The sequence below is a fragment of the Pseudomonas sp. Ant30-3 genome (genome assembly GCF_000690905.1).
GTDB lineage: Bacteria > Pseudomonadota > Gammaproteobacteria > Pseudomonadales > Pseudomonadaceae > Aquipseudomonas.
The window spans coordinates 1-15,789 of record NZ_JMCL01000027.1; the positions used below are offsets into that span (position 1 = coordinate 1).

Sequence of the window (15,789 nt, forward strand, 5' to 3'; positions counted from 1 at the left end):
GGTTATCGCGTCGATCATTGCTTGGTTGTGCCAGTCGGGCGACGGCGTCTCTAACGTTTCACTCATGTGAATCTCCAATGACACAGCAGATTGTTGCTGTCAGTCATTGTCGAGCGAGGCGAGGCCGCGTTGGCGGTACATAGTTAAGGCATCGCGCCGAGACATGTCGATCACCAATGTCCAGACGAAAAAAAACCGCCGAAACCGGCGGTTTTTTTGTGTCACGTCAAACCTTACTCTTCGAGGCTGCCCATGGCCGTGGTGTTGAAGCCACCGTCCACGTACATGATTTCACCGCTGATGCCGGACGCCAGGTCCGAGCACAGGAAGGCGCCGGCGTTGCCGACTTCGTCGATGGTGACGTTGCGACGCAGCGGGGTTTGCGCTTCGTTGGCGGCCAGCATCTTACGGAAGTTCTTGATGCCGGAAGCGGCGAGGGTGCGGATCGGGCCAGCCGAAACACAGTTGACGCGGGTGCCGTCCGGGCCCAGGGAGCCAGCGAGATAACGTACGCCAGCTTCCAGCGAAGCCTTGGCCATGCCCATCACGTTGTAGTTGGGCATGGTGCGCTCGGCGCCCAGGTACGACAGGGTCAGCAGGCTGCCATTGCGGCCTTTCATCATCTCGCGACCGGCCTTGGCCAGGGCCACGAAGCTGTAGGCGCTGATGTCGTGAGCGATGCGGAAACCTTCGCGGGTGGTGGCTTCGGTGAAGTCGCCATCCAGTTGGTCGCCAGGGGCGAAGCCGACGGAGTGCACGATGCAATCCAGACCGTCCCACTTCTTGCTCAAGGCTTCGAAGACCTTGGCGATTTCTTCATCGCTGGCCACGTCGCACGGGAAGCACAGCTCAGGTTTCGAGCCCCAGCCTTGTGCGAATTCTTCAACACGACCTTTCAGTTTGTCGTTCTGATAAGTGAAGGCAAGCTCAGCGCCCTCGCGATGCATGGCGGCAGCGATGCCGGATGCGATGGACAGCTTGCTGGCGACACCGACGATCAGTACGCGCTTACCGGCGAGAAAACCCATGTGTTGCTCCTCTCTTTCAGGTTATTGCGCAGTGGCTGGTGCCAGGAAAGCGGCTTCCAGCAACTGCTGTGTATACGGATGTTGGGGGGCGGCAAAAATACTTTGCGCGTCTCCCTGTTCGACCACTTGGCCATGCTTGACCACCATCAGCTGGTGGCTCAGCGCTTTGACGACAGCCAGGTCATGGCTGATAAACAGATACGTCAGGTTGTACTTGCTTTGCAGTGAACGCAGCAGCTCCACCACTTGCCGCTGCACTGTCCGGTCGAGCGCCGAAGTTGGCTCGTCCAGCAGAATCAGCGCCGGTTTGAGCACCAGGGCCCGGGCAATGGCGATACGCTGCCGCTGCCCGCCGGAAAATTCGTGGGGGTAGCGGTTCCGGGTGTCCGGGTCCAGACCTACCTCCTTGAGTGCCGCAATAATCGCTTGTTCCTGTTCCGCCTCGGTGCCCATCTTGTGGATCCGCAGGCCTTCACCCACAATCTGGCTGACACACATGCGCGGGCTCAGGCTGCCGAAAGGGTCCTGAAACACCACCTGCATTTCCCGGCGCAGCGGACGAACCTGTTGCTGCGTCAGGCAGTCTAGCTGCTTGCCCTCAAAACGGATGACACCTTTGCTGCCGATCAGCCGCAAAATCGCCAGACCGAGCGTCGACTTGCCGGATCCGCTTTCGCCAACGATCCCCAATGTCTGGCCCTGCGGCAGGCTGAAGTTGATGCCGTCGACCGCTTTGATGTGATCGACGGTCTTTTTCAGCAGGCCTTTCTTGATCGGGAACCAGACTTTCAGGTCCTCGACCTGCAGCAATGGCGGGCCTATTTCATTGGTCGCCGGCTTGCCGCTGGGCTCCGCTGCCAGCAGTTCCCGAGTGTACGGATGCTGCGGCGCGCGGAACAACTCTTCGCACGATGCCTGTTCGACGATGCAACCGCGCTGCATGACACATACGCGATGCGCAATTCTTCGCACCAGGTTCAAATCGTGACTGATCAGCAACAGTGACATGCCCAGACGGGCCTGCAATTCCTTGAGCAATTCGAGGATTTTCAGCTGAACGGTCACGTCCAGCGCAGTGGTGGGCTCGTCGGCAATCAGCAACTCTGGCTCGTTGGCCAGGGCCATGGCGATCATCACCCGCTGGCGCTGGCCGCCGGACAATTCATGGGGCAGGGCCTTGAGGCGTTTGTGCGGCTCGGGAATGCCGACCATTTCCAGCAGTTCCAGCGTGCGTCTGGTCGCGACTTTGCCGACCAGACCTTTGTGAATCCCCAGCACTTCGTTGATCTGCTTTTCGATCGAGTGCAGCGGATTGAGCGAGGTCATCGGCTCCTGGAAAATCATCGCGATCCGGTTGCCGCGAATGTGCCGGATGGTTTTCTCTTTCAGGCTCAGCAGGTCCTTGCCGGAATATTGAATGGTCCCGGACGGATGCCGCGCGAGCGGGTAGGGCAGCAGCCGCAGGATGGAATGCGCCGTCACCGATTTGCCGGAACCGCTTTCGCCCACCAGCGCCAGGGTTTCGCCGCGCTTGATATCGAAACTGATGCCTTCGACCACGCGCTGACAGCGTTCGCCGACGATAAATTCGACGGACAGGTCGCGCACTTCGATCAGATTGTCCTGATTCATTTCACTTCCTCGGGTCGAAAGCATCGCGAGCGGACTCGCCGATGAACACCAGCAAACTCAACATCAATGCCAGCACCGCAAACGCGCTCATGCCCAGCCACGGCGCTTGCAGGTTGGACTTGCCCTGAGCTACCAGCTCACCCAGCGACGGCGCGCCGGGCGGCAGGCCAAAACCGAGGAAATCCAGGGCAGTCAGCGTGCCGATGGCGCCGGTAAGAATGAACGGCATGAACGTCATGGTCGATACCATCGCGTTGGGCAGGATATGGCGGAACATGATCGCACCATTCTGCATCCCCAGCGCCCGGGCCGCGCGCACGTATTCGAGGTTGCGCCCGCGCAGGAACTCGGCACGCACCACGTCGACCAGGCTCATCCACGAGAACAGCAGCATGATCCCCAGCAGCCACCAGAAGTTCGGCTGCACGAAGCTGGCCAGAATGATCAGCAGATACAGCACCGGCAACCCGGACCAGATCTCCAGAAACCGCTGCCCCGCGAGATCGACCCAGCCGCCATAAAAGCCCTGCAACGCGCCGGCAATCACGCCAATGATCGAACTGAGAATGGTCAGCGTCAGGGCGAACAGCACCGAAATGCGGAAGCCGTAGATCACCCGGGCGAGCACGTCGCGGCCCTGGTCGTCGGTGCCGAGCAGGTTGTCTGCGGAGGGCGGAGCAGGGGCCGGGACCTTCAGGTCGTAATTGATACTTTGGTAACTGTAGGGAATCGGTGCCCAGAGCACCCAGGCATCTTTGGCCTTGAGCAGTTCGCGGATGTACGGACTCTTGTAGTTGGCCTCCAGCGGGAATTCGCCGCCGAACGCGGTTTCCGGGTAGCGCTTGAGTGCGGGGAAATACCAGCCGTCTTCGTAGTGCACCGCGAGCGGTTTGTCGTTGGCGATCAATTCGGCGCCGAGGCTCAAGCCGAACAGCACGAGGAACAGCCATAACGACCACCAGCCACGCTTGTTGGCCTTGAACAGTTCGAAACGGCGGCGATTGAGTGGGGACAGGTTCATCTCAATGCTCCCGGCTTTCGAAGTCGATCCGCGGATCGACAAAGGTGTAGGTGAGGTCGCCGATCAACTTCACGATCAAGCCCAGCAACGTGAAGATGAACAGCGTGCCGAACACCACCGGGTAATCGCGGTTGATCGCCGCTTCAAAGCTCATCAGGCCGAGGCCATCAAGGGAGAAGATCACTTCCACCAGCAGCGAGCCGGTGAAGAAAATGCCGATGAACGCCGACGGGAACCCTGCAATCACCAGCAACATGGCGTTGCGGAACACGTGGCCGTAGAGTACTCGGTGATTGGTCAGGCCCTTGGCTTTGGCCGTGACCACGTACTGTTTGTTGATTTCATCGAGGAAGCTGTTTTTGGTCAGCAAAGTCATGGTCGCGAAGTTGCCGATCACCAGCGCGGTGACCGGCAGGGCCAAGTGCCAGAAATAATCGAGGATCTTGCCGCCCATGGTCAGTTCATCAAAATTGTTGGAGGTCAGGCCGCGCAACGGGAACCAGTCGAAATAGCTGCCGCCGGCAAATACCACGATCAGCAAAATGGCGAACAGGAACGCCGGGATTGCGTAGCCGACGATGATCAGCGAACTGGTCCAGACGTCAAAATGGCTGCCGTGTCGCGTGGCCTTGGCGATCCCCAGCGGGATCGACACCAGGTACATGATCAGCGTGCTCCACAACCCGAGCGAGATCGACACCGGCATCTTTTCCTTGATCAGGTCGATGACCTTGGCGTCGCGGAAAAAACTGTCGCCGAAATCCAGCGTGGCGTAGTTCTTGATCATGATCCACAAGCGTTCCGGCGCCGATTTGTCGAAGCCGTACATGTGCTCGATTTCTTTCACCAGCGCCGGGTCCAGCCCCTGCGCCCCGCGATAAGCCGAGCCAGCCACCGACACTTCGGCACCGCCGCCGGCAATCCGGCTGGTCGCGCCTTCGAAACCTTCAAGCTTGGCGATCATCTGTTCCACCGGGCCACCGGGGGCAGCCTGGATGATCACAAAGTTGATCAGCAAAATGCCGAACAAGGTCGGGATGATCAGCAGCAGTCGCCGAAAAATATACGCCAGCATCTGATTACTCCGTGCCCGCAGGGTCGGCTTGCAGTTGGGTTTCGACTTCTACCGCCGGTTTCGCGTCCGGCTTGATCCACCAGGTATTGATGCCCACGTCATACTTGGGCGGGACCTTCGGATGGCCGATGTGATTCCAGTACGCCACGCGCCAGGTCTTGATGTGCCAGTTGGGGATCACGTAATAGCCCCATTGCAGCACGCGGTCCAGCGCGCGCGCGTGGGCCACCAGGCTTTTGCGCGAATCGGCGTTGATCAGTTGCTCAACCAGTTGATCGACCACCGGATCTTTCAGACCCATCGAGTTGCGGCTGCCAGGCTTGTCCGCCGCCGTAGACATCCAGAACTCGCGCTGCTCGTTGCCGGGCGAACTTGATTGCGGGAAGCCGCCGACCACCATGTCGAAGTCCCGCGAGCGCACCCGGTTGATGTACTGCGAGACGTCGACCCGGCGGATCACCAGCTCGATCCCCAGATCACTCAGGTTGCGTTTGAACGGCAGCAGCACCCGCTCGAATTCGGTCTGGGCGAGCAGAAACTCGATGCTCACCGGTTTGCCCGTGGCGTCGACCATCTTGTCGTCGACAATCCGCCAGCCGGCCTCCTGCAGCAGTTGGTAGGCCTTGCGCTGCTGGGTGCGAATCATGCCGCTGCCGTCGGTGACCGGGTTCTCGAAGGCCTCATTAAACACCTGGTCAGGGATTTTGCCGCGAAACGGGTCGAGGATCGCCAGTTGATCGGCATCCGGCAGACCGGTCGCCGCCATCTCACTGTTCTCGAAATAACTGCGGGTGCGCGCATAGGCGCCGTTGAACAGTTGTTTGTTAGTCCACTCGAAATCCAGCAACAGGGTCATCGCCTGACGCACGCGTATATCCTGGAACACCGGACGACGCAGATTGAACACAAAACCCTGCATGCCGGTCGGGTTGCCGTTGGGGATTTGTTCCTTGATCAGGCGACCTTCGGTGACGGCCGGAACGTTGTAAGCGTTGGCCCAGCTTTTGGCGGTCATTTCCAGCCAGTAATCGAATTGCCCGGCCTTGAGTGCTTCCAGCGCGACCGTGTTGTCGCGGTAATAGTCGGTCAACATCACGTCGAAATTGTAGAAACCGCGATTGACCGGCAGGTCTTTGCCCCAGTAATCCTTGACCCGCTCGTAACGAATCGAGCGTCCGGCCTTCACTTCACTGACTTTGTAAGGGCCGCTGCCCAACGGCATTTCCAGATTGCCCTTGTTGAAGTCGCGGGTGGCCCACCAGTGCTTGGGCAGCACCGGCAACTGACCGAGGATCAGCGGCAATTCGCGGTTATTGCTGTGCTTGAACTTGAACAGCACGGTGTTCGGGGTTTCCGCGATGACTTCGGCGACATCGGCGTAGTAGCCGCGATACAGCGGCGCGCCTTCCTTGGTCAGCATGTCGAAACTGAACTGCACGTCTTCGGCGTGGATCGGGTGGCCGTCGTGAAAGCGTGCTTCCGGGCGAAGGTAGAAGCGCACCCAACTGTTGTCAGGAGCCTTCTCGATCTTGCCCGCGACCAGTCCGTACTCGGTAAACGGTTCGTCCAGGCTCTGTTTGGCGAGAGTGTCGTAGATCAGGCTGATGTCATCGGCCGGCACGCCTTTGCTGATGAACGGGTTGAGGCTGTCGAAGCCACCGGAACCGGCCTGGCGGAATGTGCCGCCCTTGGGCGCGTCCGGGTTGACGAAGTCGAAGTGCTTGAAATCGGCTGGGTATTTCGGTGGCTCGTCGTACAAGGTCAGCGCATGTTGTGGGGCGGCGCAGGCCAGCCCGGCGAACAACAAGCCACCGGCCTGCAGGAGCAGGGCGCGTACAGGTTTCATCGATCTTTCTCCGAAGATTTCAACCACCATGCGCTCAGACCCAGGGTATAGGGCGGCGTGGTGATGAAGGCGAACCGGTTGCGGTAAGCCAGACGGTGATAATTGAGGTACCAGTTGGGAATGATGTAGTGCTGCCACAACAGGACCCGGTCCAGCGCTTTGCCGGCGGCGACTTGCTGGTCGCGTGTTTGTGCGGCGAGCAATTGCTCAAGCAGATGGTCGACCACCGGGTTGGCGATGCCGGCGTAATTTTTACTGCCCTTGATCCCGACCTGGCTGGAGTGAAAGTACTGCCACTGTTCCAGACCGGGGCTTAGCGTCTGGTTGAGCGTTAACAGGACCATGTCGAAATCGAATTGATCCAGGCGTTGTTTGTACTGGGCGCGGTCCACCGTGCGCAGCCGTGCGTCGATGCCGATGCTGGCGAGGTTCTCGACGTAGGGCTGAAGGATGCGTTCAAGATTGGGATTGACCAGCAGAATTTCCAGGCGCAGCGGCTGACCGTTGGCGTTCTCGACCCGTTGGCCATTGAGCTTCCAGCCAGCCTCGGCGAGCAGGTTCAGGCTTTTGCGCATGGTTTCCCGCGGGATGCCACGGCCATCGGTCTGCGGCAGGCTGAACGGTTCGGTCAGCAGCTTGACGGGAAGTTGCTCGCGAAACGGTGTGAGCATCAGCCATTCATGCCCGACCGGCAGCCCGGTCGCCGAGAATTCACTATTGGGGTAGTAACTCAGCGCCCGTTTATAGGCGCCGCTGAACAGCGTGCGGTTGGTCCATTCGAAGTCGAACATCAGCCCCAGGGCTTCACGGACCTTCTGGTCGGCGAAGGTCGCGCGCCGGCTGTTCATGAACAGGCCTTGGGTTTGCGTCGGGATCTGGTGCGGGATCTGCGCTTTGATCACATCGCCGCGACGCGCTGCCGGAAAGTTGTAGCCGTTCTGCCAGTTTTTCGCCTGATGCTCGATGTAGATATCAAATTCGCCGGCCTTGAAGGCTTCGAACGCGACGTCGCTGTCCCGATAGAATTCCACTTCCATGCGGTTGACATTGTATTTGCCGCGATTGACCGGCAGGTCTTTGCCCCAGTAATCCTTGACCCGTTCAAACACCAGTTGTCGTCCGGGTGTGACCGAGGTTATCCGATACGGCCCGCTGCCCAGCGGTGCTTCAAAGGTCGTGGCCTTGAAGTCGCGATTTTTCCAATAATGCTGCGGCAATACCGGCAACTCGCCCAAACGCAGGATCAGCAACGGATTACCGGCGCGCTTGAAAACAAAACGGATGCGGTGCGGGTTGAGCACATCGACCCGCAACACTTCCTGCAGATTGGTGCGGTACTGCGGGTGACCTTCCTTGAGCAACAGGCGGTAGGAAAACGCCACGTCGTACGCAGTGATCGCAATGCCATCGTGAAACCGCGCCTCGGGGCGCAGATTGAACACCACCCAGCTGCGGTCTTCGGCATATTCCACCGAACGCGCGATCAGCCCGTAGCTGGACGTCGGTTCATCGCCGGAGGGCGCGTACTGGCCGGTGCCAACCATCAGCGGCTCATTCAGCTCGTTGATGCCGTACTGCAGGAAATTGGCCGTGCCGACCGGGCTGGTACCCTTGAATGTGTAGGGGTTGAGCGTATCGAAGGTGCCAAACGCCATCACCCGCAATGTTCCGCCCTTGGGCGCTTGCGGGTTGACCCAATCGAAGTGGGTAAATCTGGCCGGGTACTTGAGTGTGCCGAACTGCGCATAACCATGGCTTTCGCTGATCGTCGCGCTTGCGGGAGAGCTCAAGGCCAGGCTGATCAGGCAGAGAAGGAGAGGACGCTTCAAGTCAGAGGTTCGATCCAGGCGGCTTGGGCTAAGTGGACCGTACAGTAACAGCTTGTATGGGCAGGAAAAAGACACTGAATTAATGCGTTGTTAATTGCGGACGCGATCGCCCGGAGAACACAGTATTTGTGAAGGTCTTGCTCGCCACTGGAATCTCTGCAACCGCGAGATTTCAGCGGACCTCGAATCGCAGGCAAAAAAAAGCCCCTGAACGTCAGGGGCTCCTTTTAATGCGGCGAGGACACCGTCAGCATCTGTCCCGGCTTCAGCGCTTGGCCAACCCGAGGGTTCCAGCGCTTGAGGTGCTGCATTTCCACATTGAACCGCTTGGCCACCATGTACAACGAGTCGCCTTGCTTGACCTTGTACTGAGTCTGCGCCTTTTTGCTGGACTTGCCGGCGGACTTGCTGTTTGCCGCCACGACGGTATTAACCCGTCCGGAGCCACGTTTCGAGGTGTCCTGCATGACCAGCGTCTGGCCAACCTTGAGGTTTTTGCCAGACGTCTTGTTCCAGCGCTGCAGGTCCTTGACGTCAACCTTGTTGGCCTTGGCGATTGTGCCCAGGTTGTCGCCGCGTTTGACCCGATAGGCGCGTTTGAGGCTGGCAATCTCGTTGCGATCAACACCCTCGAAGACCGGTTTTAGCGGCTTCTGGCTGATCAATTCGTCCGGTCGCATGGTCGACAGGCTGGCAGTCAGCAGTTGCGCTTTCGATGTCGGCACCAGCAAATGCTGAGGACCGTCGATGGTGGTGCGCTGTTTGAACGCCGGATTGAGCTGGAACAGCTCGTCTTCATCGATGTTAGCCACCGCCGCAACCTTGGACAGGTCCATGCGCTGGTTGATCTCGACCACCTGGAAGTAAGGCTCATTGGCGATCGGGCTGAGGTTCACGCCATAGGCTTCCGGTGCCAGCACCACCTGCGACAATGCAAGCAACTTGGGCACGTAGGCCTGGGTTTCGGCCGGCAGTGGCAGGTTCCAGTAATCGGTCGGCAGCCCCAGTTTTTCGTTGCGCTCGATGGCGCGGCTTACCGTGCCCTCGCCAGCGTTGTAGGCTGCAAGCGCCAACAGCCAGTCACCGTTGAACATGTCGTGCAGGCGGGTCAGATAATCCATTGCCGCAGTGGTCGACGCGGTGATGTCGCGGCGGCCATCATAAAAACGTGTCTGCCGCAGATTGAAATAACGGCCGGTGGACGGAATGAATTGCCACAAACCCACTGCATGGGCGCGCGAATAGGCCATCGGGTTGTAGGAGCTTTCAATCACGGGCAGCAGGGCCAGTTCCAGCGGCATGTTGCGCTCTTCGAGGCGCTCGACGATGTAATGAATGTAGAGGCTGCCGCGTTCGCCAGCCGATTCCAGGTAGGAGGGGTTGCTCGCGAACCACAGGCGCTGCTGCTCGACGCGTGGGTTGACGCCGACGTTGTCCTGCAACTGGAAACCCTGTCGCATGCGCTCCCAGACGTCCTGGGGAATTTGCGGAACAGGCTTTTCGGTGAGCCAGATGGGCTTCTGTTTGGCGCGTGCCGCGATATTCGGAGTGTGCGTCACTTCGGTCTGCGGCACATGGCTGGAACAGCCCGCCAACGTGGCGGACACAGCCACCGCGATGGCTTGAGCCAGGCGGGTCAATGCGTCTGAATGAATGGACTTACGAATAGATGACGACATTGGCTGGAAGTAAGTTCCGGGCAAAAATGTCGGGCGATTCTAGAAAGTGCACCCCTTGCGGTCAACCATTCAGATTTTTCGTACCCACCGGCAGGCCCTTTAGAACGTATCTTTCCACGCCCTCAGGGCCGCAAAAACTGCACTTGGCGACCGGTTGGCGGCCCCAGCCCGTTCGTCCAGTTTTTCTTTAACGGATGTTTCGCCGGTCCGCAGAAACGGATTGGTGAGTTTTTCCAGGGCCAGATTCGATGGCAGCGTGATGGTGCCGGCTGCGCGTTTCTGGATAACGTCGGCGAGCCGATCGGCAACATCCGGATTACCCGGTTCTACCGCAGCGGCGAAGCGCAGGTTGCTCAATGTGTACTCATGCGCGCAATACACCTGCGTGTCTTCGGGCAGCGACGCCAGACGCGTCAGCGAGGTGTGCATCTGTTCTGGCGTGCCCTCGAACAAGCGCCCGCAACCGGCGGCAAACAGCGTGTCGCCGCAGAACAGCATGCCCTGGTGATAAAAAGCGATGTGGCCGGAGGTATGGCCCGGGACGTCGATGACATCGAAGCCAAGCCCCAGCACATTGATGCGGTCGTTATCGACAAGCGCCACTTCCCGCGCCGGAATGGTTTCCCGGGCAGGGCCGTAGACTTTCGCGTCGGTCGCATTTTTTAATGCCTGCACGCCGCCGACATGGTCGTGGTGGTGGTGAGTGATCAGAATATCGCTCAACACCCAGTCCGGGTGGGCTGCCAGCCAGGCTTGCACCGGAGCGGCATCACCAGGATCGACCACGGCGCAGCGGCGGGTGTCAGTGTCTTGTAACAACCAGATGTAGTTGTCGGAGAAGGCGCAGAGGGCTGTGATCTGTATCATCGTCGGATTCGCCAAGCGGAAAACAATGGCGCATCTTAGAACTTCCTGGCGCGTTGGAGAATGCAATGACTGATAAAGCGTTCGCTCAGGCCGATCCTGACTGGCTGGCCTTGATCAGTGCGGCCCGTGAATGGTTGTCGGGGCCGATCGGGCAATTTTTGCTGGACGAAGAACGGCGCATGCTCGAAGACGAGCTTGGGCGCTTCTTCGGTGGCTATCTGGTGCACTACGGGCCTTCGGCGCAGACACCACCGCCGGCGCCGCAGGTGCAGCGCAATGTGCGGCTCGGCGCACCGTTGCCGGGGGTCGAGATCGTTTGCGAAGAGCAGGCCTGGCCATTGAGCGAGCATGCCGCCGACGTTGTGGTGCTGCAACATGGCCTGGATTTCTGCCTGTCGCCCCACGGTTTGTTGCGTGAAGCGGCGAGCAGCGTGCGCCCCGGCGGGCATCTGCTGATCATCGGCATCAACCCATGGAGCACGTGGGGGCTGCGCCATGTGTTCGCCAATGATGGCTTGCGCAAGGCCCGTTGCATTTCACCTTCACGGGTCGGGGACTGGCTGAACCTGCTGGGTTTCGCGCTGGAGAAACGCCGCTTCGGGTGCTATCGTCCGCCGCTTGCATCCCCATCCTGGCAGGCTCGTCTCGCCGGTTGGGAGCGCAAGGCCGGGGACTGGCAGCTGTCGGGCGGCGGCTTTTATCTGTTGGTGGCGCGCAAGATCGTGGTGGGCCTGCGCCCCCTGCGCCAGGAGCGCCGCGAGCCGATGGGCAAGCTGATTCCCTTGCCGATGGCCAAGGTCAATCGCCGCAATATCGAACCGTAACACCTCTTTTACTTCCGGCCGGGTTCGCCCCGGCCTCGGGCATCGTTGATCGCAGATCGGCGAGCCACGGCATTTTCTGGATAGATTGGCATGAGCGATAGCGTAGAACTTTTCACCGACGGCGCCTGCAAAGGCAATCCCGGCCCGGGCGGCTGGGGCGCGCTGCTGGTGTGCAAGGGTGTCGAAAAGGAACTCTGGGGCGGCGAAGCCAACACCACCAATAACCGCATGGAGTTGATGGGCGCTATCCGTGGCCTGGAAGAACTCAAGCGTTCGTGCGACGTGTTGCTGGTCACAGACTCGCAGTACGTGATGAAAGGCATCAATGAGTGGATGGACAACTGGAAGAAGCGCGGCTGGAAGACTGCCGCGAAAGAACCGGTGAAAAATGCCGATCTGTGGAAACTTCTCGATGAACAGGTCAATCGCCACAATGTCACCTGGAAATGGGTACGGGGACACATCGGCCATCACGGTAACGAACGCGCTGATCAGTTGGCCAATCGTGGCGTTGATGAGGTTCGCGGGTACAAGCAGGCCTGATTTGAGACCGCTGATGCACCGCGCTGCGGCCAATCGCCAGCAGGCTGGCTCCCACAGGGGTAGAGGGTGCTCGCAAAACCTGTGGGAACCAGCCTGCTGGCGATAGGTGCAGCACGGTGTACCTGAAAGCCCCTTGCGAGCGTGATAACATCCGCGCTTTTGCACGATTGAACCGTTGAGAGCTGAGCACTGATGGCCACCAGATCCGTTGTACTCGATACCGAAACCACTGGCATGCCGGTGACTGACGGCCACCGGATTATCGAAATCGGTTGTGTCGAGCTGATTGGCCGGCGCCTGACCGGCCGCCACTTCCACGTTTACCTGCAGCCGGATCGCGAAAGTGACGAGGGCGCCATCGGCGTGCACGGCATCACCAACGAATTCCTGGTGGGTAAACCGCGTTTCACCGAAGTGGCCGATGAGTTCTTCGAATTCATCAAGGGTGCGCAACTGATCATCCATAATGCGGCGTTCGACGTTGGCTTCATCAACAACGAATTCGCCCTGATGGGTCAGCACGATCGGGCGGACATCACGCAACACTGCTCGATTCTCGACACCTTGATGATGGCCCGGGAACGTCACCCAGGGCAGCGCAACAGCCTCGACGCGTTGTGCAAACGCTATGGAGTCGACAACTCCGGGCGTGAACTGCACGGCGCCTTGCTCGACTCCGAGATTCTCGCCGACGTTTACCTGACCATGACCGGTGGCCAGACCAGCCTGTCTCTGGCGGGCAATGCCTCCGATGGCAATGGTTCAGGCGAGGGCGCGGACAACTCGGCCACCGAAATCCGCCGGCTGCCTGCCAATCGTCAGCCAACCCGAATCATCGCCGCCAACGACGATGATCTGGCGCAGCACGTAGCGCGCCTGGAAGCCATCGCCAAAGCGGCGGGTGCGCCCTCTTTGTGGCAGCAACTGGCCGAGGCCAAAGCTCAGGCCTGAGACTCTGTAGCAGCTGCCGCAGGCTGCGTCCGGCGGAGCCGGTTGTTCAATTGATTTTCCCGGCCATCTTGCTGACCGCCGACGCAGCCTGCGGCAGCAGCTACAGGTGGTCGAACTTGCAGCATCAGGGGTCACCAGTGTTCCACCTAGGGGCATTCCCCCCTCGCCACATCCGCTCCAACCCTCTACCCTGAGTCAATTGGCAGGTCTCGGTCTGCCCCTCAGGACACTGAGCTTATGTACAAAGACTTGAAATTCCCGGTGCTGATCGTCCATCGCGACATCAAGGCAGACACTGTCGCCGGTGATCGCGTGCGCGGGATTGCTCGCGAGCTGGAGCAGGAAGGTTTCAGCATCGTCTCGGCGGTCGATTACACCGAGGGGCGTCTGGTTGCCTCGACGCATCACGGCCTCTCGTGCATGTTGATCGCCGCCGAAGACCCGAGCGCCAATTCCCACCTGCTGCAGAACATGGCCGACCTGATTGGCCTGGCACGTGTGCGTGCGCCAGACTTGCCGATTTTTGCCCTCGGCGAGCAGGTCACCCTCGAAAACGCGCCCGCCGACGCCATGGATGAGCTCAATCAGCTGCGCGGCATCCTTTATCTGTTCGAAGATACGGTGCCGTTTCTCGCGCGGCAGGTAGCCCGGGCAGCACGCAAATACCTCGACGGTTTACTTCCGCCGTTCTTCAAGGCATTGGTCCAGCACACCGCTGATTCCAATTATTCATGGCACACGCCCGGGCACGGCGGCGGTGTGGCGTATCACAAAAGTCCGGTGGGGCAGGCCTTTCACCAGTTTTTTGGAGAAAACACCCTGCGCTCGGACTTGTCAGTGTCGGTGCCCGAGCTCGGGTCGCTGCTCGATCACACCGGTCCGCTGGCCGAAGCGGAAGCCCGCGCGGCGCGTAATTTTGGCGCGGATCACACCTTCTTCGTGATCAATGGCACCTCGACCGCCAACAAGATTGTCTGGCATGCGATGGTCGCCCGTGATGACCTGGTGCTGGTCGATCGCAACTGCCATAAATCGGTGTTGCACTCGATCATCATGACCGGCGCGATTCCTCTGTACTTGTGCCCTGAGCGCAACGAGCTGGGGATCATCGGGCCGATACCGCTCAGCGAGTTCAGCCGAGAATCGATCCAGGCCAAGATCGACGCCAGTCCGTTGACCAAGGGCCGAGAGCCCAAGGTCAAGCTTGCCGTGGTCACCAACTCGACCTATGACGGCCTCTGCTATAACGCCGAGCTGATCAAGCAAAGTCTCGGCAACAGCGTAGAGGTCCTGCACTTCGACGAGGCCTGGTACGCCTACGCGGCGTTTCACGAATTTTTTGCCGGACGTTACGGCATGGGCACTTCACGCAGCGAAGATAGCCCGATGGTGTTTACCACCCATTCCACTCACAAATTGCTCGCGGCGTTCAGCCAGGCTTCGATGATTCATGTACAGGATGGTGGCGCGCGGCCGCTCGACCGCGACCGTTTCAACGAAGCTTTCATGATGCACATTTCCACTTCGCCGCAGTACAGCATCATTGCCTCGCTGGACGTCGCATCGGCCATGATGGAAGGCCCTGCCGGGCATTCGCTGCTGCAGGAAATGTTCGACGAGGCTCTGAGTTTTCGTCGCGCGCTGGCTAACCTGCGTCAGCACATCGCCGCCGATGACTGGTGGTTTTCCATCTGGCAGCCACCCTCGGTTGAAGGCATCGAACGGGTATCGACGGTAGACTGGTTGCTGCAACCCGACGCCGATTGGCACGGTTTTACCGGCGTGACCGATGACTATGTGCTGCTCGATCCGATCAGGGTCACGCTGGTGATGCCCGGTTTGACAGCCGGCGGTGCGCTGAGCGAGCGGGGCATACCTGCAGCGGTGGTCAGCAAATTTCTCTGGGAGCGCGGGCTGGTCGTCGAAAAGACCGGCCTGTATTCGTTTCTGGTGTTGTTCTCGATGGGCATCACCAAAGGCAAATGGAGCACGTTGTTGACCGAGTTGCTGGAGTTCAAACGCAGCTATGACGCCAATGTCAGTCTTTCCATTTGCCTGCCCTGCGTGGCTCAACAGGATGTCGCGCGTTATCGCGGCATGGGCCTGCGCGACCTGTGCGATCAGTTGCACGACTGTTATCGCAGCAATACCACCGCCAGGAATCTCAAGCGCATGTACACCGTTTTGCCGGAGATCGCCATGAAGCCTGCTGACGCCTATGATCACCTGGTGCGCGGCGAGGTCGAAGCGGTGCCGATCGATGCATTGGAGGGCCGGATTGCCGCTGTCATGCTGGTGCCGTATCCGCCGGGGATCCCGTTGATCATGCCCGGCGAACGTTTCACCCAGTCAACCCGTTCGATCAATGATTACCTGGCGTTTGCCCGAACATTTGACAGCAGCTTCCCGGGCTTTGTCGCCGATGTGCACGGCTTGCAGCGTGAAGACGAGGGCAATGGGCGGCTTTACACCGTCGATTGCATCAAGGAGTGAG

Annotated in this window: 12 protein-coding genes; 4 read left to right on the forward strand and 8 right to left on the reverse strand. The window is 59.6% G+C overall.

The genetic code is table 11. From position 1 onward, the window contains the following. Positions 1-233 precede the first annotated feature (233 nt). From fabI to gloB, 8 genes are all read right to left on the reverse strand, one after another. Positions 234-1,028 carry an enoyl-ACP reductase FabI gene (gene fabI, locus DU29_RS0107110; RefSeq protein WP_028621118.1) on the reverse strand — a complete coding sequence of 265 codons (795 nt, stop codon included), beginning with the start codon at positions 1,026-1,028 and terminating at the stop codon, positions 234-236. A 21-nt stretch (positions 1,029-1,049) separates the two neighbouring features. Next, on the reverse strand, positions 1,050-2,660 hold the full coding sequence (locus DU29_RS0107115; RefSeq protein WP_028621119.1) for an ABC transporter ATP-binding protein: 1,611 nt from the start codon (positions 2,658-2,660) through the stop codon (positions 1,050-1,052). A gap of 1 nt (position 2,661) precedes the next feature. Further along, positions 2,662-3,681, reverse strand: a complete 1,020-nt coding sequence (locus DU29_RS0107120; RefSeq protein WP_028621120.1) for an ABC transporter permease — start codon at positions 3,679-3,681, stop codon at positions 2,662-2,664. Between the two features lies 1 nt (position 3,682). Continuing rightward, positions 3,683-4,756 carry a microcin C ABC transporter permease YejB gene (locus DU29_RS0107125; RefSeq protein ID WP_028621121.1) on the reverse strand — a complete coding sequence of 358 codons (1,074 nt, stop codon included), beginning with the start codon at positions 4,754-4,756 and terminating at the stop codon, positions 3,683-3,685. A 4-nt stretch (positions 4,757-4,760) separates the two neighbouring features. Beyond that, a complete protein-coding gene (locus DU29_RS0107130; RefSeq protein ID WP_028621122.1) occupies positions 4,761-6,602 on the reverse strand; it encodes an extracellular solute-binding protein in 1,842 nt (613 codons plus the stop codon). After that, complete coding sequence (locus DU29_RS0107135; protein WP_028621123.1) at positions 6,599-8,431, reverse strand: extracellular solute-binding protein; 1,833 nt, start codon at positions 8,429-8,431, stop codon at positions 6,599-6,601. Before DU29_RS0107135 ends, DU29_RS0107130 begins: the two co-directional genes overlap by 4 nt. A gap of 227 nt (positions 8,432-8,658) precedes the next feature. Further along, a complete protein-coding gene (locus tag DU29_RS0107140; RefSeq protein WP_028621124.1) occupies positions 8,659-10,110 on the reverse strand; it encodes a transglycosylase SLT domain-containing protein in 1,452 nt (483 codons plus the stop codon). A 99-nt stretch (positions 10,111-10,209) separates the two neighbouring features. Next, positions 10,210-10,977 (reverse strand): hydroxyacylglutathione hydrolase, encoded by a 768-nt coding sequence (gene gloB / locus DU29_RS0107145; RefSeq protein WP_028621125.1) that lies wholly within the window; start codon positions 10,975-10,977, stop codon positions 10,210-10,212. Between the two features lie 65 nt (positions 10,978-11,042). Between gloB and DU29_RS0107150 the strand changes: the two genes are divergently transcribed. From DU29_RS0107150 to DU29_RS0107165, 4 genes are all read left to right on the forward strand, one after another. Further along, positions 11,043-11,801, forward strand: a complete 759-nt coding sequence (locus DU29_RS0107150) for a class I SAM-dependent methyltransferase (protein ID WP_028621126.1) — start codon at positions 11,043-11,045, stop codon at positions 11,799-11,801. Between the two features lie 90 nt (positions 11,802-11,891). Beyond that, complete coding sequence (gene rnhA / locus DU29_RS0107155; RefSeq protein ID WP_008028618.1) at positions 11,892-12,344, forward strand: ribonuclease HI; 453 nt, start codon at positions 11,892-11,894, stop codon at positions 12,342-12,344. 192 nt (positions 12,345-12,536) lie between these two features. Beyond that, positions 12,537-13,295, forward strand: coding sequence for a DNA polymerase III subunit epsilon (gene dnaQ, locus DU29_RS0107160; protein WP_028621127.1), 759 nt, complete (start codon positions 12,537-12,539; stop codon positions 13,293-13,295). A gap of 237 nt (positions 13,296-13,532) precedes the next feature. Then, positions 13,533-15,788, forward strand: a complete 2,256-nt coding sequence (locus tag DU29_RS0107165; RefSeq protein ID WP_028621128.1) for an Orn/Lys/Arg decarboxylase N-terminal domain-containing protein — start codon at positions 13,533-13,535, stop codon at positions 15,786-15,788. The last annotated feature ends 1 nt before the right edge of the window (position 15,789 follow it).

Bases quoted from the DNA above. Each gene is read 5' to 3' on its own strand.
- fabI (WP_028621118.1), bottom strand. From the start codon at position 1,028: ATGGGTTTTCTCGCCGGTAAGCGCGTACTGATCGTCGGTGTCGCCAGC.
- DU29_RS0107115 (WP_028621119.1), bottom strand. From the start codon at position 2,660: ATGAATCAGGACAATCTGATCGAAGTGCGCGACCTGTCCGTCGAATTT.
- DU29_RS0107120 (WP_028621120.1), bottom strand. From the start codon at position 3,681: ATGAACCTGTCCCCACTCAATCGCCGCCGTTTCGAACTGTTCAAGGCC.
- DU29_RS0107125 (WP_028621121.1), bottom strand. From the start codon at position 4,756: ATGCTGGCGTATATTTTTCGGCGACTGCTGCTGATCATCCCGACCTTG.
- DU29_RS0107130 (WP_028621122.1), bottom strand. From the start codon at position 6,602: ATGAAACCTGTACGCGCCCTGCTCCTGCAGGCCGGTGGCTTGTTGTTC.
- DU29_RS0107140 (WP_028621124.1), bottom strand. From the start codon at position 10,110: ATGTCGTCATCTATTCGTAAGTCCATTCATTCAGACGCATTGACCCGC.
- gloB (WP_028621125.1), bottom strand. From the start codon at position 10,977: ATGATACAGATCACAGCCCTCTGCGCCTTCTCCGACAACTACATCTGG.
- DU29_RS0107150 (WP_028621126.1), top strand. From the start codon at position 11,043: ATGACTGATAAAGCGTTCGCTCAGGCCGATCCTGACTGGCTGGCCTTG.
- rnhA (WP_008028618.1), top strand. From the start codon at position 11,892: ATGAGCGATAGCGTAGAACTTTTCACCGACGGCGCCTGCAAAGGCAAT.
- dnaQ (WP_028621127.1), top strand. From the start codon at position 12,537: ATGGCCACCAGATCCGTTGTACTCGATACCGAAACCACTGGCATGCCG.
- DU29_RS0107165 (WP_028621128.1), top strand. From the start codon at position 13,533: ATGTACAAAGACTTGAAATTCCCGGTGCTGATCGTCCATCGCGACATC.